This is a genomic window from Chitinophaga sp. (assembly GCF_019236475.1).
Classification (GTDB): domain Bacteria; phylum Bacteroidota; class Bacteroidia; order Chitinophagales; family Chitinophagaceae; genus Chitinophaga.
This window is the reverse complement of sequence record NZ_JAFAIX010000012.1, coordinates 1,224,115-1,247,794: the sequence shown is the minus strand read 5'-3', so window position 1 is coordinate 1,247,794 and position 23,680 is coordinate 1,224,115. Positions and strand designations below refer to the sequence as shown.

Genomic DNA, 23,680 nt, shown 5'->3' with positions numbered 1-23,680 from the left:
ATTTTTGATAAAATTTTAATGTCACTTGAAGTATCGTCACGTCATCATTATTGTCTTACTCATCCTGGTTGTTGACCAGTCTTTGAAGTTCTGGATTAAGACACACATGTTCATGCAGCAGGAATACGTCATTTTCCCCAACTGGTTCCGCATTCATTTCATTGAAAATGAGGGAATGGCATATGGGCTCAAATTTGGTGGCGACTTCGGGAAAATTTTCCTGACCTTATTCCGACTGATAGCAGTAGGCTTTGGCTTCTTCTATATGAACAAACTGGTTAAGGAAAAATACAGCAGAGGGCTGTTGATCTGCGGTTCCCTGATCCTTGCGGGTGCTGCCGGCAACCTGATAGACAGTATGTTCTATGGTATGATATTCAATGACAGCATGGGTTATGAAATCGCTCAATTCATGCCTCCAGGGGGCGGATATGGTAGTTTCCTACACGGCCGTGTAGTGGATATGCTGTATTTCCCTATTTATGAAGGTTATCTGCCGAAGTGGATACCATTCAAAGGCGGCGATTATTTCGTGTTCTTCAGACCGGTGTTTAATGTGGCAGATGCAGCTATTTCTGTTGGCGTTGTCACTATATTATTATTCCAGAAACGCTTCTTCGGTAGACATATGCAGCCAAAGACGCCTGCGAATAACGCGATTACCAACGATCATCTCGCATAATATTATTTCTATAAAAAGAAGAACCCGGTGGAACTGAAATTCCCCCGGGTTTTTTATTTTCGGGATCTAATTAGCATACAATGAAAAAATTGGCCGTCATCTTTATTAGTACCTGCTTGCTCACCCTGCATGTATTTGCGCAACAAGCGCCGAATTTCTCTGCAACAGACCTCAACGGCCAAAAGGTAGAACTGAATGCATTCAAAGGAAAGTATGTACTGCTCGACTTCTGGGCTACTTGGTGCCCGCCTTGCATGGCCAAAATTCCTTTCCTCAAAGATATCCGCAAGAAATACCCTGTTGATAAACTGGAAATTATTTCCGTTAGCCTGGATCATACCAAAGCGCAATGCCAGCGAACTGTTCATAGTAAAGGCATGAATTGGATACATATCTATGACCGCCAGAATATCCCATCTGCCTATGGTATCAGCTATATTCCTACGCTGTTTCTCATCGATCCTAAAGGCAAGATTATCTACAATAATGATGTAAATACAGAATCAGAACTCCTTCGCATCCTGGATCAAATCTAATTCCTCACTGCTGAAAGTCAGCTATTCCCAAATATCGCAGACAACAATCATTACCATTATTGGGCAATGAAGTTGACATCTTCGATGTCAACTTGCGGAGTTCCGGGCTTCGCCCGGTTGCTACCGCAGGTATAGCGATCGTACTGAAAAGATTTTTTAGTCGGCCCAGATTTCTATTTTTAATACATTGACAGTCAATGTATTAAAAATTTATATGCTATTTCGTTTTGAAATGAAAATTTCCTGATCTACATTTGTCTACCAATTCTATAGACTATATGGTTTTAAAAATCGATCATAGCATTATTCTGGCAGCAGCACGATGTTGATTCTCAGCAACGGCTTTCTGGTAATTCCCCTATTCAACAATCTAATTCGCAAACAACTATGCAAAAGTTTTTACCAATATTGGTTAAATACCTGCTGATAGCGCTGGTATTGAGCCCTTCCCTGGTGCAGGCCCAATTGAACGGGTCTTATATAATCGAGGGAAAAATTGTGGACGACCATGGCACGGGTCTCCCTGGCGCATCTGTACAAATTCAGGGCACTTCCTTTGGTGCTGCTACTGATACCACTGGACATTTCTCGTTGACGACCAATACCAAATTCCCATTTAAGCTGGTGATCCGACTGATTGGCTATCAGCCGCAGGAATTTGAAGTGAAGAACAGCAACAGTAAGCTGGCCATCCAGTTGTATACGCAATCCCTGCTTGTCAATGAAGTAGTGGTATCCGCCTCCCGCCAACAAGAAAAGTTATTACGCTCACCGGTAGCCATTGAAAAACTGGATATCCGAGCTTTGAAAGAAACGCCTTCTTCCTCTTTTTACGATGCATTGGGCAACCTCAAAGGCGTACAGATGACCACTGCTGGATTGACGTTTAAAGTCTTCAATACGAGAGGTTTCAACGTACCGAATAACTTTAGATTCATGCAGTTGGTAGATGGTGTGGATAACCAGGCCGCCACCTTAGGTGTGCCACTGGGAAATGCCATTGGCCCAACGGAGTTGGATATCAGCAGTGTGGAAGTGACGCCTGGCGCCTCTTCGGCGCTCTATGGAATGAATGCCATCAATGGTATGTCGAATCTCACTACAAAAAATCCATTCACCTACCAGGGGGTGAGCGTATACCAGAAAATTGCATTCAATCACTTCGACGGTAATGGCAGCAGCCCGAAGCCGATCACGGAAACGGCTATACGTTATGCACAATCTTATGCGAAATGGTTTGCCTGGAAAATTAATTTCAGCTACATGGAAGGCACCGACTGGTATGCCGACAACAAAACCGACTTTAACCCACAAACCAAAGCCAATCCTGATTTTCCACAGTTGAGTGGCGTCAACAATATCGCGAACGACGCCTGGAATAAATATGGGGATAATGCCAATTTGCAGGTGATCGACAAAGATGGCCGTGCTTATAATGTGCACAGGACTGGATATTGGGAAAAAGACTTAGCCGGAGATTACAAGGTAAGGAACACCAAAGCGGATGTTAGTTTTAATTTCCGCTTACCGCATAAACTGGAATTGTCCTATGCTTATCGTTATGGCAATATGGATGGTTTCTTCCAACGTGGTAACCGTATTGGCTTGAAAGGGGTAGAAGTCCAGAACCATAAAATTGAGTTGATTCATCCTGACTTTACGGTTCGTTCTTATGTATCTATTGAAAATACAGGGGATTCTTACAATATGAACCCGTTGGCGGATAACTTGGAGAAATCCTTCAAATCGGATAAAGTATGGTTGGCAGATTATACTAAAGCTTTGAATCAGGCCTTGACCAACAATTCCGACCTCGTAGCAGCGCATCAAGCTGCCAGAGCGGCCGCAGACGCAGGTCGGTTTACGCCAGGTACGGCAGCATTTGATGCACAAGTAGCGAAAATCAAGAGTGTAAACGATTGGGATATTTACCCTACTTCCAAAAATCCGAATAATACTACTGGTGGCGCAGCATTATTGCAAATGAGTCGGTTCTACCATACGGAAGGCACTTGGAATCTGCGTAAATACGTGCATTTCATGGATCTGTTGGTGGGCGCGGATTATAGAACTTATGAGATCATTCCGGATGGTAATAACTTTGTGGATTTCTCCTTGCCTGCTGATAAACGTAATCAACCTGGCGGCAAACATATCTGGTATGGTAAGGCAGGCGGATTTGTGCAAGGCGCCAAAACCTTCTTCCATGATGCATTGAAGCTGACCGCTTCCCTGCGTTATGATAAGAACGAACAATTCGAAGGCAAAGTGAATCCCCGTGTAGCGGCCGTCTACAGTATTAAAGACAAACATAACTTCCGACTGAGCTGGCAGAATGGCTTTAGATTTCCTTCCCTGTTCGAAGCCTATTCTTTCGTAAATAACGGCCAGGTAAGGCGTGTAGGCGGATTGCCCTTCATTGAGCAAGGTCTCGGCTATTTCGAAAATTCCTTCCTGACTAGCAGCGTAGATGCGTTCGGGATAGCTGTGAATAAAACCATCAACGCAGAACATGTGACTAAAGATGTAGCGGCTGCAAAGAATGCAGGCATACTCAAAATAGCGAACCTCGATCCGATTGTACCAGAAGAAATTCATTCTTTTGAAGGTGGTTACAAGGCCGTGTTGCTCGACAATAAATTATTTGTGGATGTAGACGGGTATTACTCTTCCTACAAACATTTCATTGGGCAAATTGAAGCAGTGGTGCCTAGCAGCGGCAATGTGCATAACCCGGATCAGTCGGTCTTGAATCAGATGCTGGATAAGAGTTTGCAAAACCGTTACCGTGTATGGACGAACAGTAAATCCACTGTGAATAACTATGGTTTTGCCGTAGCTGTCACTTATGACATTTATAAATCTTTCACAGTTTCAGCGAATGCCAACTATAACAAACTGGCGCAGGATAAAACCAAAGATGATGCGTTGATACCGGGTTTCAATACGCCGGAATGGTTTACCAATATCAGTTTCGGTAATCGGAATGTTTTGCCAAACTTGGGATTCAATGTGGTATGGCATTGGCAGGATAATTTCTACTGGCAGAATCTCTTTGGAAACGGCGATGTTCCTGCTTACAGCACCGTAGATGCACAGGTAACTTATCGGGTGCCTAAAATTAAAACAGCCTTTAAGCTGGGAGCTTCCAACATATTTAACTCCAGTTATTTCCAGTATGTGGGAGGTCCTACCATCCGTGGATTGTACTATTTCAGTATTACTTTCGACGATGTGTTTAAGAAGAAGTCGTAATCATTTTGCCAATAGTTGTTTATAAAGATCAGGCCGGGCAAGTAATTCGTCCGGCCTGATGCTTTAAATAACTTGATTGGTGAGTGGTTCTTTATTGGCGAATTTCGCGATATTATTCAAAGTGGTTTCTGCAATCTGCGTCAGCGCTTCGTGCGTGAAGAAGCCTTGGTGAGAAGTGATGAGCACATTAGGGAAAGTGGTGAGTCGCGCCCACACATCATCCTGGATGATTACCCCGGATAAATCTTGGAAGAAAAGATGTTCTTCCTGTTCATAGACGTCTATTCCCAATGCGCCTATATGTCCGTTTTTCAGCGCTTCCACTACTGCTTTGGTATCGATCAGGCCACCGCGACTCGTATTGATAATCACCACTCCTTTTTTGGAGGAGGCGATTGTTTTTTCATTGATGAGATGCTTTGTTTCCGGTGTGAGTGGGCAATGGAGGGAGATGATATCCGATTCTTGGAGGATAGTATCCACATCCACGTATTGTACACCTGCTTGTTGGAGTGATTCGTTGGGATAGAGGTCGTTTGCTAGCACGCGGCAACCGAAGCCCAGCATGATTTTACAAAATACTGACCCGATATTTCCCGTACCGATTACACCCACTGTTTTTCCAAAGATATCAAAGCCTTCCAGGCCATTGAGTGTAAAGTTGCTCTCCCGTACACGGTTATACGCTTTACAGATTTTACGGTTAACCGCCATCAGCAATGCTACCGCATGTTCTGCTACTGCATGTGGCGAATAGGCAGGCACACGCACTACCGGGATATTCAGTGCTGCTGCGGTTTTCAGGTCTACGTTATTGAATCCAGCAGCGCGCAGGGCGATTAGTTCCACTCCACGTTCTTTCAGTTGGGTTAAAACGGTAGCGTCCAGTTTATCGTTTACAAAGGCGCAGACAACGGTTTCTCCTGGTTTTACAAGCGCGGTATTATCGGCATTGAGGGGATAATCCAAGAAGCGGAGGTTGTATTGGTGAGACACGTTGGCCTTGGTAAAATAGGTCTTATCGTAGGGTTGGGCGCTGAAAAAAAGTATATTCATATCCGTTAGGTATTGATATATACTAAGTTACAAAAAAGAAAAGGATCGACGTCTGCGACGTCGATCCTTTTCTTTTTTTTTCGTCGTTCCTGCTTGCTGGGCAGGAACGACAGGCAAGAGAGATTTACCGTCATTTCTTTGGGCAAATTATCCTTCCGTATGCAGATAATTTTAATCCTTATTTGATATCACCCACCATGTGACCAGGTACTACCCACTCATCGAATTCAGCAGGGGTTACATAACCCAGTTTCACTGCCATTTCTTTCAAGGTAGTTCCTTCTTTGTGGGCTTTCTGCGCGATTTCAGCCGCTTTGTAGTAGCCGATTTTGGTGTTCAGCGCAGTAACCAGCATGAGGGAGTTTTCCACATGTTTTTTGATATTGGCTTCGATAGGCTCAATACCTTCCGCACATTTGTCGTTGAAGCTTACGCAGCCATCCCCGATGAGGCGTGCAGAGTGGAGGAAGTTGTAAATCATTACAGGTTTGAACACGTTCAGTTCGAAGTGACCGGTAGCGCCGCCGATGTTGATAGTAACATCATTACCGAGTACTTGTGCAGCGATCATTGTCAGGGCTTCGCACTGGGTAGGGTTCACTTTACCTGGCATAATAGAAGAACCTGGTTCGTTGTCTGGGATGTGGATTTCGCCGATACCTGCGCGTGGGCCGGAGCTGAGCATACGGATATCGTTAGCGATTTTCATCAGGCTAACCGCAACGGTTTTCAGAGCACCGTGTGTTTCAACGATGGCATCGTGTGCAGCCAGGGCTTCGAATTTATTTTCAGCAGTAACGAAAGGCAAGCCAGTGAGTTGGGCGATGTTTTTCGCTACATTTTCAGCGTATCCTTTAGGAGTATTGATACCAGTACCTACCGCAGTACCACCCAGTGCGAGTTCGCTGAGGTGTTCCAGGGTGTGGTTGATCGCTTTCAGACCGTGATCCAGTTGGGAAACATAGCCGCTGATTTCCTGACCCAGGGTGAGCGGAGTAGCGTCCATGAAGTGCGTACGGCCGATTTTCACGATATGTTTGAAAGCTTCTGCTTTCTGAGCGAGGGTATCGCGCAGTTTTTTGATACCAGGGATGGTGGTTTCTACCAGGATTTTATATGCAGCGATGTGCATAGCGGTAGGGAAGGTATCGTTGGAAGACTGGGATTTATTCACATCATCGTTTGGATGGAGGAATTTCTCTTTATCAGTCAGTTGACCACCGTGTAATACGTGACCACGATAAGCCACCACCTCGTTCACGTTCATGTTGGACTGGGTACCGGAGCCTGTTTGCCAAACTACCAGTGGGAATTCGTTATCCAGTTTACCTTCGAGGATTTCGTCACAAACACGGCCAATCATGTCGCTTTTTTCCTGCGGGAGCACGCCAGCCTGGAAGTTGGTCAGGGCGGCAGCTTTTTTCAGGTATGCAAAAGCCTTGATGATTTCTTTAGGCATCTTGTTGATGTCCTGAGCAATCTTGAAATTTTCAATGGAGCGCTGAGTCTGAGCGCCATAGTAAGCGGTTGCAGGCACTTTCACCTCGCCCATTGTGTCTTTCTCTATTCTGAATTCCATAGCGTAAACTTTTAAGGCTACAAAAGTAGCTAATTACGGTTTATTCACCTTTGAAATTCGCTTGTCTTTTCTCCAAAAATGCGGAAGCACCTTCGTGGAGGTCTTTTGTAGCGAAGCTGGCAGCGAATTCTTTAATTTCCACTTCAAAACCGTCCTGATCCTTATCTAAGGCAGCGTTTACGCATTTTATCACCCCGGCAATGGCCAATGGGGCTTTAGTATGGATTTTCTGTAAGAGGGCTTTCGCTTTAGGGAGGAGTTCCGCCAGTGGCACCACATGGTTAACGAGGCCCCAGGCCTGCGCGTCTGCGGCAGCAATCATATCCCCTGTCATCATCAATTCTATAGCTTTACCTCTACCTACCAATTGGGTAAGGCGTTGGGTACCGCCATATCCTGGGATGAGACCCAAGTTTACTTCTGGTTGTCCGAATTTGGCGTTTTCGCTGGCGATTCTGAAATGGCAGGCCATAGCCAGTTCGCATCCACCGCCGAGGGCAAATCCGTTGACAGCCGCAATGATTGGTTTAGGACATTTTTCTATACGATGAAAGATGACATGGCCTTTTTTTGCCAATTCTTCTCCTTCTTTCGTTGATAATTTCAGGAATTCTGAGATATCGGCGCCTGCCACAAAGGCTTTTTCACCGGAGCCGGTGATGACGGCGCTTTTAATTTCTTTATTGCTGTACACTTCATCAATGGCCAGTGCCAGTTCTGCCATCACCGTTTGATTGAGGGCATTCATCTTATCCGGCCTGTTGATGGTAATAATGAGCGTATTATTTTCCAGTTGTGTCGTTAATGTCTGATACATGAACCGTAGTTTTAGTGTATCCAATATTAAGCAATTTTCGCGTCGGGGCTATGTGTATTCGCTCTCTTTATTGAGGGGGTATCAAAAAAAATGACTGGACGTCTGCGACGTCCAGTCATTTTTTTTGTTTTTTTTGTTGTCCCTGCCCTGCGGGCAGGGACAACAGACAGCTAAGTTTTGCCTTCATTGATTGCCCACTGGACAGGGACAGCAGACAGTAGTTTTCCGCTTTCATTTAATTTTTGAGTCCCTTGCGAAGTGCAATAACGATTAGTATTCGATTTCCACTTTCGCGTTGCCGTTTTTAAAGCGCACATAATTGGATTTCTTGTGTGCCGCCTTGTACACATGGCTGTTGAAGTTATAACTGAGGGTTGCGAACACCAGTTTTGCATCCAGGTTTTGCTGAGGATAAACCGCATTTCCGGATTTATCTTTCGTTTTGAAATCCTGGTTAAAGAAATTTTGTGGGTAGTACTGTACTTTCAGGCCGAATGAAGGGGAAAACCTCATCCCGGCGAATACAGAAGGCATTAGCAGCGGCGTACGATCGCTAAACCATTCGCTGAATTTAGATTCCTTTTTGCCATCGATAAATACTTTTTCTTTGTAGTGAAAGGCCAGGTCGCATTCCGCGCCAGCAAAGAAAAAGAAGGTTCCTCTGTGCAGGTCTCCGAATTTGAAACCAAGGGGTACACCGATGGTGTATACACGCTGTTTCAGTTTCAGCGAATCAGTAGGCTTGGTAATCAGACCAATATTTTTGATATTAATTCCTGTGAAGATCCCGAAGTTTCGGCCGAAATCCTTATTGAAATTGGTCCCGAAGTTAAAGAAGTAGGTAAAGCGTGGAATGTTTCTAACATGTTCTCCGTTGTTGGTTACCTGTGCGAATGATAACAGGCCCAAATCACCGCCGTTTGTGCGATATACGCCTTTACGATATTTTGGATACTTACCGAAGGCGATGGTCAACAATGGACCTTTGACACCTCTGTAAGTACTGTCTTGGGCATGGCTTCCTGTTTCCACAGAATCTTTTTCCTGGGCAAAGGTACTTGTAGTGGCTGCGATCATGAGCAGCAGCAGTACAGATAATGATTTGATTGTCATAAAATGGCGGTTCTATTTAGGTAACTGATGGAATTTAACAGAAGACGACCCGACAATCAAAATGTTACGGCTACAAGATAAATTTCTAGAAATTTCTGTGAGAGGCCACCCAATTGGTGATATAGGCAGCGATATCTTGGGTATTGGTACCTGGAGGGAACAGTTGTCCTACGCCCATTTCCTGCAGTGCTTTACTATCCTCTTCGGGGATGATGCCACCGCCGGTGAGGAGTACGTCGTTCATTTTATTTTCTTTCATCAGGGCGATTAAACGTGGAAATACTGTCATATGTGCACCGGAAAGGATACTTACCCCGATGGCGTCCACATCTTCCTGGAGGGCGGCATTTACCACCATTTCAGGCGTTTGACGGAGACCCGTGTAAATAACTTCCATACCGGCATCCCGCAGTGCGGCTGCAATCACCTTAGCGCCTCTGTCATGGCCATCCAGGCCGACTTTAGCTACCAGAACACGAACGGGACGATTGAGAGGGTTGACCATACCTAATTTCAATTAAGGTCCTAAAGGTAAGGAATCGCTAAACCTAACCACTATTCCTTACATTTGCAGATACATTTATATTCATATGAGCGAAGAAAGGTCACTCAATTTTTTAGAACAGATAGTAGAAGAAGATCTTGCCAGTGGTAAGACAGGGGGTCGCGTGCTGACGCGTTTCCCTCCGGAACCTAATGGCTACCTGCATATAGGTCATGCCAAGTCAATCGTTTTGAACTTTGGTCTGGCCCAGCAATACAATGGCAAAACCAACCTTCGTTTCGATGATACCAATCCAGTAACAGAAGATACTGAGTACGTGGAGTCTATCAAAGAAGATATACGCTGGCTAGGATTTGAATGGGAAAAAGAACTGTATGCCTCCGATTATTTTGAGCAACTGTACCAATATGCCGTGGAGTTGATCAAAAAAGGACTGGCGTATGTGGAAGATGCCACCGCAGAGGAAATTGCAGCAATGAAAGGCACACCTACCACTCCAGGTACCAACAGCCCTTGCAGAAGCCGTTCTGTAGCCGAAAACCTGGACCTGTTCGAGCGTATGCGTAAAGGAGAATTCAAAGACGGGGAAAAAACCCTGAGAGCCAAAATTGATATGGCCGCTCCGAACATGCACATGCGCGACCCGCTGATGTATCGTATTAAACATGCGCATCACCACCGCACTGGCGACAAATGGTGCATCTATCCGATGTACGATTTCGCTCATGGTCAGAGTGATAGCATTGAAAATATTACTCATTCCATCTGTACGCTGGAATTCATTCCTCACCGCCCACTGTACAACTGGTTTATTCAAGAACTGGCCATCTTCCCAAGTCAGCAATATGAATTTGCCCGTCTGAACCTGAATTACACCGTGATGAGTAAGCGTAAGCTGAAACAACTGGTAGAAGAAGGTTTTGTAAACGGTTGGGATGATCCACGTATGCCAACGATCAGTGGTTTACGCCGCCGTGGTTATACTGCAGCCAGCATCCGTAACCTCTGTGAGCGCGTAGGTGTACAGAAACGTGATAACGTTATTGAATATAGTCTGCTCGAATTCTGCATCCGCGAGGAGCTGAATAGAACTGCTAACCGTGCGATGGCTGTTCTGGATCCGGTGAAACTGGTGATTACCAACTATCCTGAAGGACAGGTGGAAGAACTGGAAGCGGAAAACAACCCAGAAGATCCGAATTCCGGTTCCCGTAAGCTGCCTTTCAGCAATACCTTGTACATTGAGCGGGAAGACTTCATGGAGAATCCTCCTAAGAAATACTTCCGTCTGGGCCCAGGTATGATGGTACGTCTGAAAAATGCTTACATCATCAAAGGAGAAAGTGTGGATAAAGATGCAGATGGTAATATCACCACCATTTATGCCACCTATCTGCCAGAAAGCAAAAGCGGCGGAGATCACAGCGGTTTGACGGTAAAAGGTACTATTCACTGGGTGAGCGCAGCACATGCTGCCACTGCAGAAGTTAGGATGTACGACCGTCTGTTTACCGTAGAGAATCCTGGTATGGAAGAAGGAGACTTCAAATCCTTTATCAACAAGGAATCCCTACAAGTAATATCTACAGCTTATGTAGAACCAGGACTGTTGCAGGCAAAACCTGGAGACAGATTCCAGTTTATGCGTAAGGGTTATTTCAGTGTAGATCCGGACACTACCCCTGAAAAGATGGTCTTTAACAGGACTGTTACCCTGAAAGACGCTTGGGCTAAGGAAACTGCCAAAGGCAAATAATCAGATTAATATCCGGTATTCGCTGGATAAGACATAAAAAAAGGAATTGACGTCGAGTCAATTCCTTTTTTTATGTCTTTTTCGTCGTCCCTGCCCGCTGGGCAACCCCGACAGGCAGGAGCGTTTTAATCAATTATGCATTTGTCGTATCGGCAGCTTTGCGATAGGTATCTACGCCGATGGCTATACGTTTTTGTGTTTCTGTTACGCCCAGGGTAGATGCGATATCAAATACAGGAGGGCCGAATTTACCGCCGGTCAGCATGATACGGAATGGCAGTTGCAGTTCTCCTACTTTTATCTGCATTTCAGCGGCCAGTTCTTTAAAGCTGGCTTCCAGTTCAGCAGCGCCTGGTTGTTTAGGCAATTTGTCCAGTTTAGGCAGCCAGGTAGTGAAGAATTTCTCTTTTGCTTCATTCCATTTAGGTACAACAGCGCCGGTATCATATGTTTTAGGGCGTTCGAAGAAGAAGAAGCTGTGTTCCCAGAATTCGGAGAGTACGTAGAGGCGTTCTTTTACAAGGCCTGCTACTTGTGCTACAAATTCCAATCCGGCGTGAACATCCTTTTCTGCCAGCATAGGCTGGAGGAGGGCTGCCAGGCTTTCATTATCCTTGTGATGGATATATTGGTGGTTGAACCATTTTGCTTTTTCGAAATCGAATTTAGCGCCGGCTTTGTGAACGCGGTCCATAGAGAACTTAGCGATAAGTTCTTCAATGGAGAAGATTTCCTGTTCAGTACCATCATTCCATCCCAGCATTACTAGCATGTTGACGAAAGCTTCTGGCAGGAATCCCAGTTCGCGGAAGCCTTTTGTGAATTCGTTGGAGCGAGGATCTGTCCAGTTCATGGCGTATACAGGGAACCCGAGTCTGTCGCCATCGCGTTTGCTCAGTTTACCGTTGCCATCTGGTTTAAGGATCAGTGGGAGATGCGCCCATTCAGGCATTTCGGACTCCCAGCCCAGGTGTTTCCACAGGAGAATATGAACGGGAGCGGAAGGCAGCCATTCTTCACCGCGGAAAGCGTGGGAGATTTTCATGAGATAGTCGTCCACTACCACTGCGAGGTGATAGGTAGGCATACCATCTGCTTTGAGCAGCACCTTATCGTCTACCATGCCAGTGTTGAAAGATACTTCGCCTCTGATCATATCAGTGAAGGTGAGGGTATCGTTTTCCGGCATTTTGATGCGGATGACGTGAGGTGTATTCTTTGCCAGCAGGGCTTGTACTTCGCTATCCTGCAGGGTGAGTGAGTTTTTCATTTGCTCACGTACAATATGATTGTACTGAGGGGCTGGATTTTCGGTTGTTTTCAGCCTTACGCGCATATCTTCCAGTTCTTCTGGGGTATCAAATGCGTAGTAGGCATGACCGGAAGCTACCAACTGTTCCGCGTATTGGCGGTATAAAGCTTTGCGTTCACTCTGGCGGTAAGGGGCATAAGGACCACCTTTGGAAGGACTTTCATCCGGTTCCAAACCGCACCAGCGAAGGCATTCATTGATATATTCCTCCGCTCCCGCTACATAGCGGGTCTGGTCAGTATCTTCAATACGCAGCACAAATTCTCCTTTGTGATGCTTAGCAAACAAGTAATTGAACAAAACGGTGCGCACACCTCCGAGATGTAAGCCACCAGTAGGACTGGGCGCAAAACGCACTCTTACTTTCCTGTTATTCATAGACGACAAAGTTAAGGTTTTACCATTTGGCTACCAGCATTATAGTGATCTGGATTAAAATTTTTTAATTCTGTCATCCCAAAAAGATCATTGCTTATCTTGCAGGAGCAGAGCCTCAAACGCTGCCTGACACATGTTCTATCTTACCAAAACACCTGGAATAATCAAGGCAATATATAGCAGTTGTATCTGGGATATGCCAGCCAGCACAAATGCCGTTTATCTCACTTTTGATGATGGACCACACCCAGAAGCGACTCCCTTTGTTTTAGACCAGTTAAAGAAATATGGCGCCAAGGGTACATTTTTCTGTATTGGTAAGAATGTTATCGCTTATCCTGAAATTTATCAACGTATACTCGAAGAAGGCCACAGTATTGGCAATCACACCCACAATCATCTGAACGGCTGGAAAACCAGTACTGAAAAATATATGGAGAATGTGATGCAAGCGAGAGAATATATTAACTCTCCATTATTTCGTCCTCCTTACGGAAGGATAACACCTTTTCAGATACGTATGTTGAAAAGGCAGATTCCTGGAGCTAAAATAATTATGTGGGATTTGCTCAGCGGTGATTTTGATACCGATATTAACGGGGAAGCATGTGTACAGAACGTGGTTTTCAAATTAAAGCCTGGAGCTATTGTTGTATTTCACGACAGTACAAAAGCCTGGGAGCGGCTATCTTACGCACTACCAAGGGTATTGGAATTCTGTAAAAAGCAACATTTCGAATTAAGAGCCTTGTAAAAATAAGCGGCAGCCACTCATTGGGCTGCCGTTATTGTTCTATCCGTTATATGGTATGCTAAATTACAAAGTGATTTGCTTGGTTTTATCTCCTACGGTGATAGTTGCCAGGTTATCGCAAGTACCATTGCCATAGTCGATAACAGCAGTCAGGTTGTTCAGTACTGCTTTCAGTTGGCCTTTAGTAATGTACTGGCAGCTCCAAGCAGTGTGCAGCGGTATAGGTGTGGAAAGTGCTACAGTGGCAGTAGTATTACCAGTAGCATCTTTGTAGGCCATGGTGCCAGTGCCATCGGTATCAAATTCATCATCACCTGGATTGGCCGGGGTATTTCCACCCGCAGTTTGTGTAACCGTTTTAGTATGGTTATACACAATATTTACCGTATCATTCAGTTTGATATTGCCATCGATGATTTGTTGGGTGTATTTAACACCGCCGTTAGCCACCATATTATAACCCAGCATCGTATAGATGATTTTACCGGTAACAGGGAGGCCATTCACTTTATAGTTATCGAAAGTTACAGTAACAGTAGAACCGGCTAGCAACAGCGGACCGCTAAATACCGCATTAATGACACCTGCACGTACGCGACCGGTGAGGGCGCTGGCACAAGAGGTACCAAAATTGATAGAAACCGTTTTAGGCCATCCTGGACCTACATTGTCTATACTCCAGGAAGGGCAGGAGGTTGTAGCCTGCAGGGCAGCATCGCCATTGGATTGGCGAGCAGCGGATTGTATCCCTTGCTGTTTGGCAGCTTCGGAGACTTCTGAAAACACATCTGCATAATAAACATCTACTTGCCCCTCGTGAGTGGCAGCTAGCATAACTTTATTATCATTTTGATTGGAAGTAACCGGGTCTGTACTTTTGGTGGCGGCATCTTTTTTACATGCGAAAAAGAGCGCTGTAACAGCAATACTGCTGAATGTCCACGCCAGCACACGGTTAGTGCAGAAATAGCTTTTCATAGTTATAGATTTTTAGCAATTAGGTTTTTCAGGCTGTACCTTTGTATTCCATAAAGATAGGATTTTATATTAAAAATAATATTATGTTTTGGATAGATACCCATGCGCACCTGTATTCAGAAGAATTTGCTGCCGACAGGCAGGAGATGATAGGCCGTGCGCTGGCCCATGGCGTTGAGAAGCTGTTTTTGCCCAATATTGACGAAGACTCCATCGAAGGCATGCTGGAGCTAGAAAAGCAATATCCGGGCAATTGCTTTCCAATGATAGGGATACATCCCTGTTATGTAAAGGAGGATGTGAGTACCCAACTGGAGCTTGTAAAAGCTTGGTTGCAGCAGCATTCCTTTAAAGCTATTGGGGAAATAGGGCTGGATTTTTACTGGGATAAGACCTATCTAACCCAGCAATATCAAGTATTCCAAGAGCAGTTAATATTGGCCAGAGAGCACCAGTTGCCTGTAGCCATTCATAGTCGGGAATCCACTAGGGAATGCATAGATGAAGTAAAAGCCTTGCAGAATGGGAATTTGAGCGGTGTATTTCATTGCTTCAGCGGCACTTTGGAAGAAGCCAAAGAGATCATAGACTTAGGGTTTTACCTGGGAATAGGCGGCGTGGTCACCTTTAAGAAATCCGGGCTGGACAAGCTTGTGGAAGCCATAGACCTGCAATATATCGTACTGGAAACAGATGCACCTTACCTTGCCCCTGTACCTTATAGAGGCAAACGGAATGAAAGCAGTTATATCCCGCTGATAGGGGAAAAGGTCGCGGATGTAAAAAATCTAAAAATAGAAGAAGTAGCTGCCATTACAAGCAGTAATGCGCTGAAATTATTCAAAATGCTCTAACCTTTTAAAAGATAACTTTGCATGCAACTGGCAGACTACGAACAATGAGTAAGATATTGATTATTTACACGGGTGGAACAGTAGGTATGATCTATGATGATAAGACCAAAGCCCTTCGCCCGATTGGATTCAATGAGATCAGAAACAACTTGCCTGAGCTCTACAGGATGGGGATAGACTTTTACGTTTATGCTTTTAATCCTCCCATTGACTCTTCAGACATGCAGCCTGAGATATGGGTAGAATTGGCCAGTATTATCGAAGATCGCTATGATCGATACGATGGATTTGTGATTCTTCATGGATCTGATACAATGGCCTTTACTGCATCCGCATTGAGCTTCATGTTAGAGAATCTCTCCAAACCCGTGATCCTTACCGGCTCTCAGTTGCCTATCGGCAAGATCCGTACAGACGCAAAGGAGAATATTATTACCGCCATGGAAATTGCCTGCGCCAAACATAATGGCAGTAAAATAGCCATGGTACCGGAAGTTTGCATATACTTCGACTTCTCTCTCTTCAGAGGGAATCGTTCGAAGAAGTATAACGCAGAGAAGTTCGAAGCCTTTTATACGATGAATTATCCGCCGCTTGCAGAAGCTGGCATCGACATAAAATATAAACCTCAATCCATTCTTCCAACGCCGTCAAAACATCTGAAAGTTCATAAGGAATTGGAAACTAACATCACCGTACTTAAACTGTTCCCAGGTATTACACGAAGAGCAGTAGAAGCGACGTTGAATATTCCTGGACTGAAAGGCGTGATCCTCGAGACTTTCGGAAGTGGTAACACCACTACGCAATCCTGGTTTACAGATTGTATCAAGAGGGTATCTGATTCCGGTGCATTAGTATTGGATATTACGCAATGTGATGGTGGTAGTGTGGAATTAGGGAAATATGAAACCAGTCAACATCTGTTGGACATGGGCGTTGTAAGTGGCCATGACCTTACATTTGAAGCCGCTGTTACAAAACTGATGTTTGTATTAGGCCAAGGATTGACACTCGAAGAAAGCAAGAAAATGATGGAGACTCCATTGCGCGGAGAGCTGACATTATCTGAGATTTATTAAGACCAACCAATCATAAAACTATTGCGGGAAGCATTCGAAAGATGCTTCCCGTTTTTTATGTTCATTAATTTACAATATATTTATAGCAGTTAATCTAACCCTATACCCCCAAACTTTTTACTAACCTCTAAATGATTGTTGTTATGAATGTTTCTCTTTCACAAAAATGTATCGCCGAATTCTTTGGCACTTTTGTACTGGTATTTATTGGTACAGGAAGTGCGGTCTTAGCCGGCTCTCATGTTGGCTTTCTAGGGATCGCGTTTGCATTTGGTATCAGTGTATTGGCCATGGTATATGCCATCGGATATATCTCCGGATGTCATATTAACCCGGCTATTACTATTTCTATGTTGGCCTTTGGGAAAATTTCAAGTAAAGATGCAGTAGGGTACATCATTGCCCAGATTCTTGGGGCGATTGTAGCCTCAGGTGTTCTTTATCTCATTGCTTCCGGTAAGGCTGATTATTCTATTGCTGCCAACGGATTGGGCCAAAACGGTGTAGGAGATGGGTCTCCAGACAAATACTCGCTCATGAGTGGTCTGATTGCAGAAATTGTACTCACTGCCATATTCCTCATCGTAGTGCATGGCAGCACCAGTAAAAATACGGGTAATGGCGCTTTTGCAGGAGTGGCCATAGGTCTTGCTCTCACCATGATTCACATAGTGGGTATACCAGTTACCGGGGTATCTGTAAACCCTGCTCGTAGTATCGGACCAGCTATTTTTGTAGGTGGTGCAGCGCTTGCCAACCTCTGGGTATTTATCGTAGGACCCATTATTGGCGGGCTTATCGGCGGAGTGATTTGGAAACTTTATGACAATAAATAAAAAAATCTTGGAATTATTGAATAAAAGGCTATCTTTGCAACCCTGAAACGGAAATTTCAACCAACATCCGTATCAGTTTTAAAGATAGTCTCGGAAGAGTGCAGGAGTGGTTGAACTGGCACGCCTGGAAAGTGTGTATAGGTGAAAGCCTATCAAGGGTTCGAATCCCTTCTCTTCCGCAAGCTTTAAGCCCTCAGGTCGCAAGATCTGGGGGCTTTCTCTTTTAGGTACGTTACACACTTTATCCACACTATATTCGCTGCGTACCTACTCTAGCAACTGAATAAATACATTATATTTAGGAACAGATCATAAATACCCCCCATCATGAAAAGCAATATCTGTAGTAGGCACCTATTCATTTATCTGGGATGTCTTGTATTCCTTGCATATGGATGCCGTTCTAAACCCAAAGAAGTACTAATACTTGAAAAAGAAATTCAAGTGCCTGCAAGTCTTCATGAAAGATTAAGATATGCTAAAATGGTAGAGATCAGCGATACACTAAATTTCGATGGCGCTACTGCCAATATTATAGCGGAACTGGTGCAGGATAGCATTGCAGTCATATCAGGTATTCAGTTAACCAAAATCGAAACGCGTAATGTTTCCATCAATGGGGGAATTGATGACCAAATGATCAATATGGGTAGCGATTCATTAATATCAGGAATGATCTCCTTTACAAGAACCTCCTTATTCAATGGTAGGGCGATTACCAGAATGTTTACGATTGATGCAACAGGAAAATTGATGAAAGATAATCAGGAAATCAATTCTCCTACTTGTAAGGTGGAGGTAATCCCAAGTATTGGCCCTATCGTTTACAGATTTAAAAACAGCCAGGAATTCCTGAATGCCCGGCAATCTCCACAACCAATACTAACAGACCGCGCCATCACCTATCTCTTACAGGATGCCGGCTTGAAAGAATTTTACAGTAAATTTTCTTCTATTGAACGACAGTCGTATAGGAATTATTTCGACATACTGGATCGCATAAATAGCAAATACGTGAATGATACAAGTAATCATACTTCTTACCAGATATTAGCCATGGAATTGAAAGATGCTACACCAGGGTTTACAGTTGGTGCGAATATCTATCAAGAACAACTGGACAAAGGACTAACGGAACTGACCAACTTGATTAAGACCATCTGTATACCAATCGTGCCCCCCATCAAAAGGTCTATGCTTTCCGAATAAGCGCTACTTATGCTTGCTAAGTTCTCAAGTCTGGAATTTCTGTTTAGACTCCTTGTACTGGACAAGATTATAGACGCGTTTAAAACAGTAGCTCGACTACTTTTATGCCTCCACAAATTTCTTAAAAAAAGATATAAATAACCACATTCATGTACATTTTCAAGGCGGTTTACTCACAAAACCAATGAGCGCTTGTCTCTTTAATAAATCCTTACCGCTTCACACTACATTAATTTTTCAGTAATCAGTCGAAAATTATTCTACTATTGCATTCCCAATATCATAATACCTAAATACTGTCAAATACCTAATACCTAAAAGCATTCCCAATGAAATGTGTTTTCCTGTCCCTAAGCCTGGCACTACTGAGCCTAGCTACCTATGCCCAAAAAGCAGCCATCACCTGGGGCGACGAATTTAAATTAAAGAAAGGGACTTCAGACCTGAGCGTAGTAGCTGTTGATAAAGATGGTGCCTACCTGGAAGAAAGTCACCAAGCCCTAAAATCTTACTTTGTTGTGGGCATGTCCACAAGAGAATCTGCCACATTGGTTAAAGTGGATAAGGATTTAAAAGAAATTTATCGCAATGATTTTAATAAAGAGTTAAGAGGCAAAGAATTTGTACAGTTCCTTCCTTTTGAAGATAAATTATACATGTTTGCATCCGACTATAGCAAACGAGATAGAGCGCTTTCCGTATATGCGTCTGCGATAGATAAAAAAACAGGCGAATTAACCGGTGAATTCAGAGAAGTAGCTGTTTATCAACAAGACTCAAAAAGTGATGATATCAACTTTAAGATTACCTACAGCACGGATAGTTCCAAAATTATTATCGTAAGCAGCGTGGAGGGGAAAGAGAAAAATGAATACATCATTCATGAACTCGGCAAAAACCTGAAACCTGCTGCCAAACCTGTAATCATTACCAATGAATTTGAACCTAACAAGTACGAACTGGAAGATCTGCTCTACACAAGCGATCGTAAAGTAGTACTCGTGGGACGCCAATACGAATACGAGGAAGGCAAAAGGAAAAAGGCAAAATTCCTCGATTTCACTAACTACAACATTCGTATCTATAACGAAAAAGGTAAACAGCAATCTGAAATCAATACCACTATCAACGGGAAATGGCTCGTAAGCTCCAAACTGGTACAAGAGAGAAATAAAGATCTCGTACTGGCAGCCTTCTACAGCAATGCGAAGAAAGGTAAAACAATTGATGGATTACTCGTTCAGCGCATCAACGTAAATGATGGTAAAGTACTGTCTACCAGTGATAAAATAATCAACAACTCTTTACTGTCTACCGACCTGGATAACGGCGATGACGATACTGAAGACAAAGACGAATCCAAAGAAGAAAGAAAAATGCGGGAGAGTCTTGCTAAAATGAAAGATGAAGGAGAAGGTTTCTCCAAGCGCATGCGGTTCAGAAATATCTTCTATACTGCCGACAACGGCCTGGTAATTCTTGCAGAATACTTCCACCATTATGTAACTTCCAGCACCACCACCTCTTCTCCCACCGCCGGTTTCTCCGTTGGAAGATCCTCTACCACTTATTATTCCACCTATATTTCCGGCGATCTGATGATGTGTAAAATTGATGCTTCCGGTAATATTGGATGGTTACAGGTACTCCCTAAGAATCAACGTGAGGTGATTCAATACTATGGAGGTTCTTCACCAACGGTAGGCATTGGCTTTAGCTTCACTTACTTCATGGACGGCAACAGACCTTTCTATTCAGGCTTCGGCGCTGTTCAAGCTGGTAATACCATCCAAATCATCTTCAATGACCACACTAAAAATGCAGGTGTTGTACAAGCAGGGCAAAAAGCAAAAGCCATTAACCGCTATTCAAAAGCGGATTGCTATGTGTTAAACCTGGATGGCACTTCCGGTAAATTCACACGCTCCTTGTTCTTCTCTAATAAAGAAATTCCAACTGCCATGCCGCGATTAGGCGCTGTGATCGGAAATGATATGTACATGGTGGGTAAATCAGACAGAATGATGGGTAAATCGAAAATTGCTGTAGCAAAAATCACTGTTAAATAAATAGATAATCTTTAATGAAAATCCCCCGGATCATACTATCCGGGGGATTTTTAGTTAGAGCGAATGATGTCTTCCGAAAAAAATCTTAATGTCCTAAACCATTACTCTGTACGCGTTTGCTTTCTTCTTCAGTACCACTTTGTACTTGTTTAGAGGCCTTCACCTGACTATTACCAAAGCGATAGGTAAAGGAGACTTTAAACTGCCTGGTTTCCTGTTTACCGGATGCCCAGATTCTTTGTCCTGCAAAATCAGAATGGGCACTCCATTTCATCGTGTTAAATAAATCGTTCACAGATACCTTCACGGTGGCTTTGCCCTGTAACAATTGTTTTTGTAAGCCTGCATCCGCACTCCAGATGGAAGCTGCTTTCATACTGCCTTGCCAGATGGAAGGTGTTGTGTAGAAAATACTTACTTCTCCGTTCCAACCCTTTCCAAAACGTATACTATTCTGTAAGAATACATTTGCGCCATATACTTCCAGGTTCAAATCTCTACCAGCACCGTAGGACGCTTTGTACTTTGAATAATAACTATTCACATTGGCGAACAGACTATAACTTTTATATTGGAAAGGACAACTTATGGAAATGTTAGTGATATCCTGTGATGCCAGATTTCGATTAGAAAGATAGCCTTTTACGCCATCTGCTGTATCCACTACTTGTCCGAATACATCCTGTACATGGCTATAGCTAAGGGTTGTATTCAATTGAAATTTATAGGTATGTGTCAGGCTGATAGTGTTACTGTATTGTGGCCGGATATCCGTACTCCCTTTGTGAAATGTATATTCATTGATACGATATTCAAATGGATTCAGGTCTTTGTATACCGGACGATCAATTCGGCGACTGTATGCCAATACAAACTGGTTGTTCGTTTTAGGTGCTAATGTCAAAGAGATATTGGGGAAAAAGTCGAGATAGCTTTTATGAAATGATTGGTTAGCCGCGATTTCCTCATTGCCCACTTTTTTAAGTCCGATTAAATCCCCTTTCACTGCTGAGTTCTCAGCCCTTAAGCCTCCCTGTAAGGAAAAGCCTTTGAAATCACGGGAATACCTTGCGTATAATGCATTTACATTTTCAGCATACTTGAAAAAATTGCTTGCAGTATTGTCTATTGTTACTTTACCACCTAGGTCATTATATTGATTGAAAGTATTGTCGGTTTTTACATACCCAAACTTGCCTCCAACACCTAAACGTCCTTTACCGAGACCTTGCTCATAATCTACCTTCACTGAATAGATGTCAATGTGGGTAGGACTTTCGATCAGGTAGTTTTTTGTACCTATTATTGTTTTACCATCGGATTGGAGATAGGTGTTCGGTTGCCATTGGGTTGAACTTAGCGAATAATAACCATAATCTCCGTTTACCGTAAGGAGTCGACCAATGCTATCTTTATAGGCATAGTTCAGGTTTACATTGACGTTATTATTCTTCATATTATCATTGTTACTTGCATCTAGTATGCGGGCCACATTGCCAGATGGGGCATGCATAATAGGCGTGTAGTTATGATTTTCCAGAGAGGGGCTGGCAAAGCTTCCATTTAGCAATACTCCAATGGAATTTTTGGCATCAAGCGTATAATCAATTCCTGTCTTGAAATTATGACTTCGGTTATTAAAGCGGATGTCACTTTTTTGATCAAACGCAGTGTCCTGCACTATACGATAAAGGTTAAAATCCATACCAGTACTACCGAACGAACCTGTATATGAACCGAATGCATTGAGTTTTTCGTTGCGATAGTTAAGTGAAAAACCATCATCCGTTCTGGTATGGCGACTGATACTAACACCTGCAGTGATACTCCCATTTAGACCGATGGATTTATTCTTTTTAAGCTTGATATTAATGATCCCCGCAGTTCCGGCAGCCTCATATTGCACAGAGGGGTTGCTAATGATTTCAATAGCCTCTATTTGAGCAGAAGAAAGTGATTTCAGATAATTACTGAGATCTTGTGCATTCAATGGTGATGGTCGGCCATCAATGTATACTAGCACGCCATTTTTGCCATTAAGCGACAAGTGATCGTCTTTATCTACCACTACTCCCGGTGATTTTCGCAACAGCTCCAGGGCATCCGACCCCGTTGCATTAATAGTATTTTCTACGTTCAACACGATTTTATCGGGCCTCACCTCCACCACAGGTTTGCGTGCAGAAACGCCGATCCCTTTGAGATTACTGCTTACAGTGTGCAACTGCATGGTTTGTAGATTCACTGCTTTTTCTGAGAAATAAAAAGGCAAGGAATACAGCATCTCAAATCCCACATGGCTGACTGTTACCAGCAATGTATCATGTGGCACATCCTGAAAAACATAGTTACCCTCTTTCGTGAGACCCAGCTTTACAAGGGAACTATCCTTTGCTTTGAGAAGCGATACTGTGGCGCCTGTGAGGGGAGCGCCCTTGTCATCGCTTACCTTTCCAATAATGCTTTGTGCTTGTAGTGTATATGTGAGAAGAGAAAATATCGGAAGAAGGAGTAAATACTTTTTCATCTTTATTATTTGTCAATGTTTTAAGGCAAAAAGAAGCCTACACGACGCTTATGCCTCGTTTAAATAGTTTATTGATTAGGGGAATTATTTTATGAGATAGATAAGTCTGGCTTCAGAATGGCAAGCAACCATTATTATCTTTTAAAGCGGAAGAGCGGAAATCCCCGCTCTTCCTGCATACCATTAAGCTCCGCAACCGCAGCCACAAGTGCAAGTACTGCCAGGGCAGTTATCGCCGCAAGTACAGATATTATTGTTCATAGTAGTAGTGGTAGCGCAACCGCAATTTTTCGTTTCCATGTTTTTGTTTTTTGTGATTATTGAATGATTTGATAACACAAAATTACTGTGAGGGGAAGGGCCCATTGTTACATCCTGAAGT

The 23,680-nt window shown here is 43.6% G+C and carries 18 protein-coding genes and 1 tRNA gene; 11 read left to right on the top strand and 8 right to left on the bottom strand.

Annotated features, from left to right (window positions below; translation table 11 throughout):
* Window positions 1-25: 25 nt before the first annotated feature.
* The 3 genes from JO154_RS21350 (at window position 26) to JO154_RS21340 (ending at window position 4,473) form a co-directional block, all read left to right on the top strand.
* Window positions 26-682 carry a lipoprotein signal peptidase gene (locus tag JO154_RS21350; protein WP_291949305.1) on the top strand — a complete coding sequence of 219 codons (657 nt, stop codon included), beginning with the start codon at window positions 26-28 and terminating at the stop codon, window positions 680-682.
* An 80-nt stretch (window positions 683-762) separates the two neighbouring features.
* Complete coding sequence (locus JO154_RS21345; protein WP_291949304.1) at window positions 763-1,218, top strand: TlpA disulfide reductase family protein; 456 nt, start codon at window positions 763-765, stop codon at window positions 1,216-1,218.
* A gap of 387 nt (window positions 1,219-1,605) precedes the next feature.
* Window positions 1,606-4,473, top strand: a complete 2,868-nt coding sequence (locus JO154_RS21340) for a TonB-dependent receptor (RefSeq protein ID WP_291949303.1) — start codon at window positions 1,606-1,608, stop codon at window positions 4,471-4,473.
* Window positions 4,474-4,536: 63 nt separating this feature from the next.
* On the opposite strand, the gene JO154_RS21335 is transcribed toward JO154_RS21340, so the two are convergent.
* From JO154_RS21335 to JO154_RS21315, 5 genes are all read right to left on the bottom strand, one after another.
* A complete protein-coding gene (locus tag JO154_RS21335) occupies window positions 4,537-5,529 on the bottom strand; it encodes a 2-hydroxyacid dehydrogenase (protein ID WP_291949302.1) in 993 nt (330 codons plus the stop codon).
* Window positions 5,530-5,707: 178 nt separating this feature from the next.
* On the bottom strand, window positions 5,708-7,108 hold the full coding sequence (fumC, locus tag JO154_RS21330; RefSeq protein WP_291949300.1) for a class II fumarate hydratase: 1,401 nt from the start codon (window positions 7,106-7,108) through the stop codon (window positions 5,708-5,710).
* 40 nt (window positions 7,109-7,148) lie between these two features.
* Window positions 7,149-7,925, bottom strand: a complete 777-nt coding sequence (locus tag JO154_RS21325; protein ID WP_291949298.1) for an enoyl-CoA hydratase-related protein — start codon at window positions 7,923-7,925, stop codon at window positions 7,149-7,151.
* Between the two features lie 270 nt (window positions 7,926-8,195).
* Complete coding sequence (locus JO154_RS21320; RefSeq protein ID WP_291949296.1) at window positions 8,196-9,038, bottom strand: hypothetical protein; 843 nt, start codon at window positions 9,036-9,038, stop codon at window positions 8,196-8,198.
* An 85-nt stretch (window positions 9,039-9,123) separates the two neighbouring features.
* The gene (locus JO154_RS21315; protein WP_291949294.1) at window positions 9,124-9,543 is read right to left on the bottom strand and encodes a cobalamin B12-binding domain-containing protein; all 420 of its coding nucleotides are present in this window, start codon (window positions 9,541-9,543) and stop codon (window positions 9,124-9,126) included.
* A gap of 85 nt (window positions 9,544-9,628) precedes the next feature.
* Here JO154_RS21315 and JO154_RS21310 point away from each other — a divergent pair, with 85 nt between their 5' ends.
* A complete protein-coding gene (locus JO154_RS21310) occupies window positions 9,629-11,299 on the top strand; it encodes a glutamine--tRNA ligase/YqeY domain fusion protein (RefSeq protein WP_291949292.1) in 1,671 nt (556 codons plus the stop codon).
* Window positions 11,300-11,432: 133 nt separating this feature from the next.
* Here the strand turns inward: JO154_RS21310 and gltX are convergent, their stop codons facing one another.
* A complete protein-coding gene (gltX, locus tag JO154_RS21305) occupies window positions 11,433-12,989 on the bottom strand; it encodes a glutamate--tRNA ligase (RefSeq protein ID WP_291949289.1) in 1,557 nt (518 codons plus the stop codon).
* Window positions 12,990-13,122: 133 nt separating this feature from the next.
* On the opposite strand from gltX, the gene JO154_RS21300 reads away from it, so the two are divergent.
* Window positions 13,123-13,743, top strand: coding sequence for a polysaccharide deacetylase family protein (locus JO154_RS21300; protein ID WP_291949287.1), 621 nt, complete (start codon window positions 13,123-13,125; stop codon window positions 13,741-13,743).
* A 63-nt stretch (window positions 13,744-13,806) separates the two neighbouring features.
* Here the strand turns inward: JO154_RS21300 and JO154_RS21295 are convergent, their stop codons facing one another.
* Window positions 13,807-14,721, bottom strand: a complete 915-nt coding sequence (locus JO154_RS21295; protein ID WP_291949285.1) for a hypothetical protein — start codon at window positions 14,719-14,721, stop codon at window positions 13,807-13,809.
* An 83-nt stretch (window positions 14,722-14,804) separates the two neighbouring features.
* Here JO154_RS21295 and JO154_RS21290 point away from each other — a divergent pair, with 83 nt between their 5' ends.
* From JO154_RS21290 to JO154_RS21265, 6 genes are all read left to right on the top strand, one after another.
* Window positions 14,805-15,575, top strand: a complete 771-nt coding sequence (locus JO154_RS21290; protein ID WP_291949282.1) for a TatD family hydrolase — start codon at window positions 14,805-14,807, stop codon at window positions 15,573-15,575.
* A gap of 44 nt (window positions 15,576-15,619) precedes the next feature.
* The gene (locus JO154_RS21285; protein WP_291949280.1) at window positions 15,620-16,657 is read left to right on the top strand and encodes an asparaginase; all 1,038 of its coding nucleotides are present in this window, start codon (window positions 15,620-15,622) and stop codon (window positions 16,655-16,657) included.
* 143 nt (window positions 16,658-16,800) lie between these two features.
* Entirely contained in the window at window positions 16,801-17,493 is a 693-nt protein-coding gene (aqpZ, locus tag JO154_RS21280) for an aquaporin Z (RefSeq protein ID WP_291949279.1), read from the top strand.
* 92 nt (window positions 17,494-17,585) lie between these two features.
* Window positions 17,586-17,672, top strand: a tRNA-Ser gene (locus JO154_RS21275).
* A gap of 148 nt (window positions 17,673-17,820) precedes the next feature.
* Window positions 17,821-18,702, top strand: a complete 882-nt coding sequence (locus JO154_RS21270; RefSeq protein ID WP_291949277.1) for a hypothetical protein — start codon at window positions 17,821-17,823, stop codon at window positions 18,700-18,702.
* A gap of 329 nt (window positions 18,703-19,031) precedes the next feature.
* Window positions 19,032-20,771: a hypothetical protein gene (locus tag JO154_RS21265; RefSeq protein ID WP_291949275.1), complete on the top strand. Its 1,740-nt coding sequence runs from the start codon at window positions 19,032-19,034 to the stop codon at window positions 20,769-20,771.
* An 85-nt stretch (window positions 20,772-20,856) separates the two neighbouring features.
* Here the strand turns inward: JO154_RS21265 and JO154_RS21260 are convergent, their stop codons facing one another.
* The gene (locus JO154_RS21260) at window positions 20,857-23,298 is read right to left on the bottom strand and encodes a TonB-dependent receptor (protein WP_291949273.1); all 2,442 of its coding nucleotides are present in this window, start codon (window positions 23,296-23,298) and stop codon (window positions 20,857-20,859) included.
* Between the last annotated feature and the right edge of the window lie 382 nt (window positions 23,299-23,680).

Bases quoted from the DNA above. Each gene is read 5' to 3' on its own strand.
- aqpZ (WP_291949279.1), top strand. From the start codon at position 16,801: ATGAATGTTTCTCTTTCACAAAAATGTATCGCCGAATTCTTTGGCACT.
- JO154_RS21315 (WP_291949294.1), bottom strand. From the start codon at position 9,543: ATGGTCAACCCTCTCAATCGTCCCGTTCGTGTTCTGGTAGCTAAAGTC.
- JO154_RS21260 (WP_291949273.1), bottom strand. From the start codon at position 23,298: ATGAAAAAGTATTTACTCCTTCTTCCGATATTTTCTCTTCTCACATAT.
- JO154_RS21325 (WP_291949298.1), bottom strand. From the start codon at position 7,925: ATGTATCAGACATTAACGACACAACTGGAAAATAATACGCTCATTATT.
- JO154_RS21285 (WP_291949280.1), top strand. From the start codon at position 15,620: ATGAGTAAGATATTGATTATTTACACGGGTGGAACAGTAGGTATGATC.
- JO154_RS21345 (WP_291949304.1), top strand. From the start codon at position 763: ATGAAAAAATTGGCCGTCATCTTTATTAGTACCTGCTTGCTCACCCTG.
- gltX (WP_291949289.1), bottom strand. From the start codon at position 12,989: ATGAATAACAGGAAAGTAAGAGTGCGTTTTGCGCCCAGTCCTACTGGT.
- JO154_RS21290 (WP_291949282.1), top strand. From the start codon at position 14,805: ATGTTTTGGATAGATACCCATGCGCACCTGTATTCAGAAGAATTTGCT.
- JO154_RS21300 (WP_291949287.1), top strand. From the start codon at position 13,123: ATGTTCTATCTTACCAAAACACCTGGAATAATCAAGGCAATATATAGC.
- JO154_RS21265 (WP_291949275.1), top strand. From the start codon at position 19,032: ATGAAATGTGTTTTCCTGTCCCTAAGCCTGGCACTACTGAGCCTAGCT.
- fumC (WP_291949300.1), bottom strand. From the start codon at position 7,108: ATGGAATTCAGAATAGAGAAAGACACAATGGGCGAGGTGAAAGTGCCT.
- JO154_RS21335 (WP_291949302.1), bottom strand. From the start codon at position 5,529: ATGAATATACTTTTTTTCAGCGCCCAACCCTACGATAAGACCTATTTT.
- JO154_RS21340 (WP_291949303.1), top strand. From the start codon at position 1,606: ATGCAAAAGTTTTTACCAATATTGGTTAAATACCTGCTGATAGCGCTG.
- JO154_RS21295 (WP_291949285.1), bottom strand. From the start codon at position 14,721: ATGAAAAGCTATTTCTGCACTAACCGTGTGCTGGCGTGGACATTCAGC.
- JO154_RS21320 (WP_291949296.1), bottom strand. From the start codon at position 9,038: ATGACAATCAAATCATTATCTGTACTGCTGCTGCTCATGATCGCAGCC.
- JO154_RS21310 (WP_291949292.1), top strand. From the start codon at position 9,629: ATGAGCGAAGAAAGGTCACTCAATTTTTTAGAACAGATAGTAGAAGAA.
- JO154_RS21270 (WP_291949277.1), top strand. From the start codon at position 17,821: ATGAAAAGCAATATCTGTAGTAGGCACCTATTCATTTATCTGGGATGT.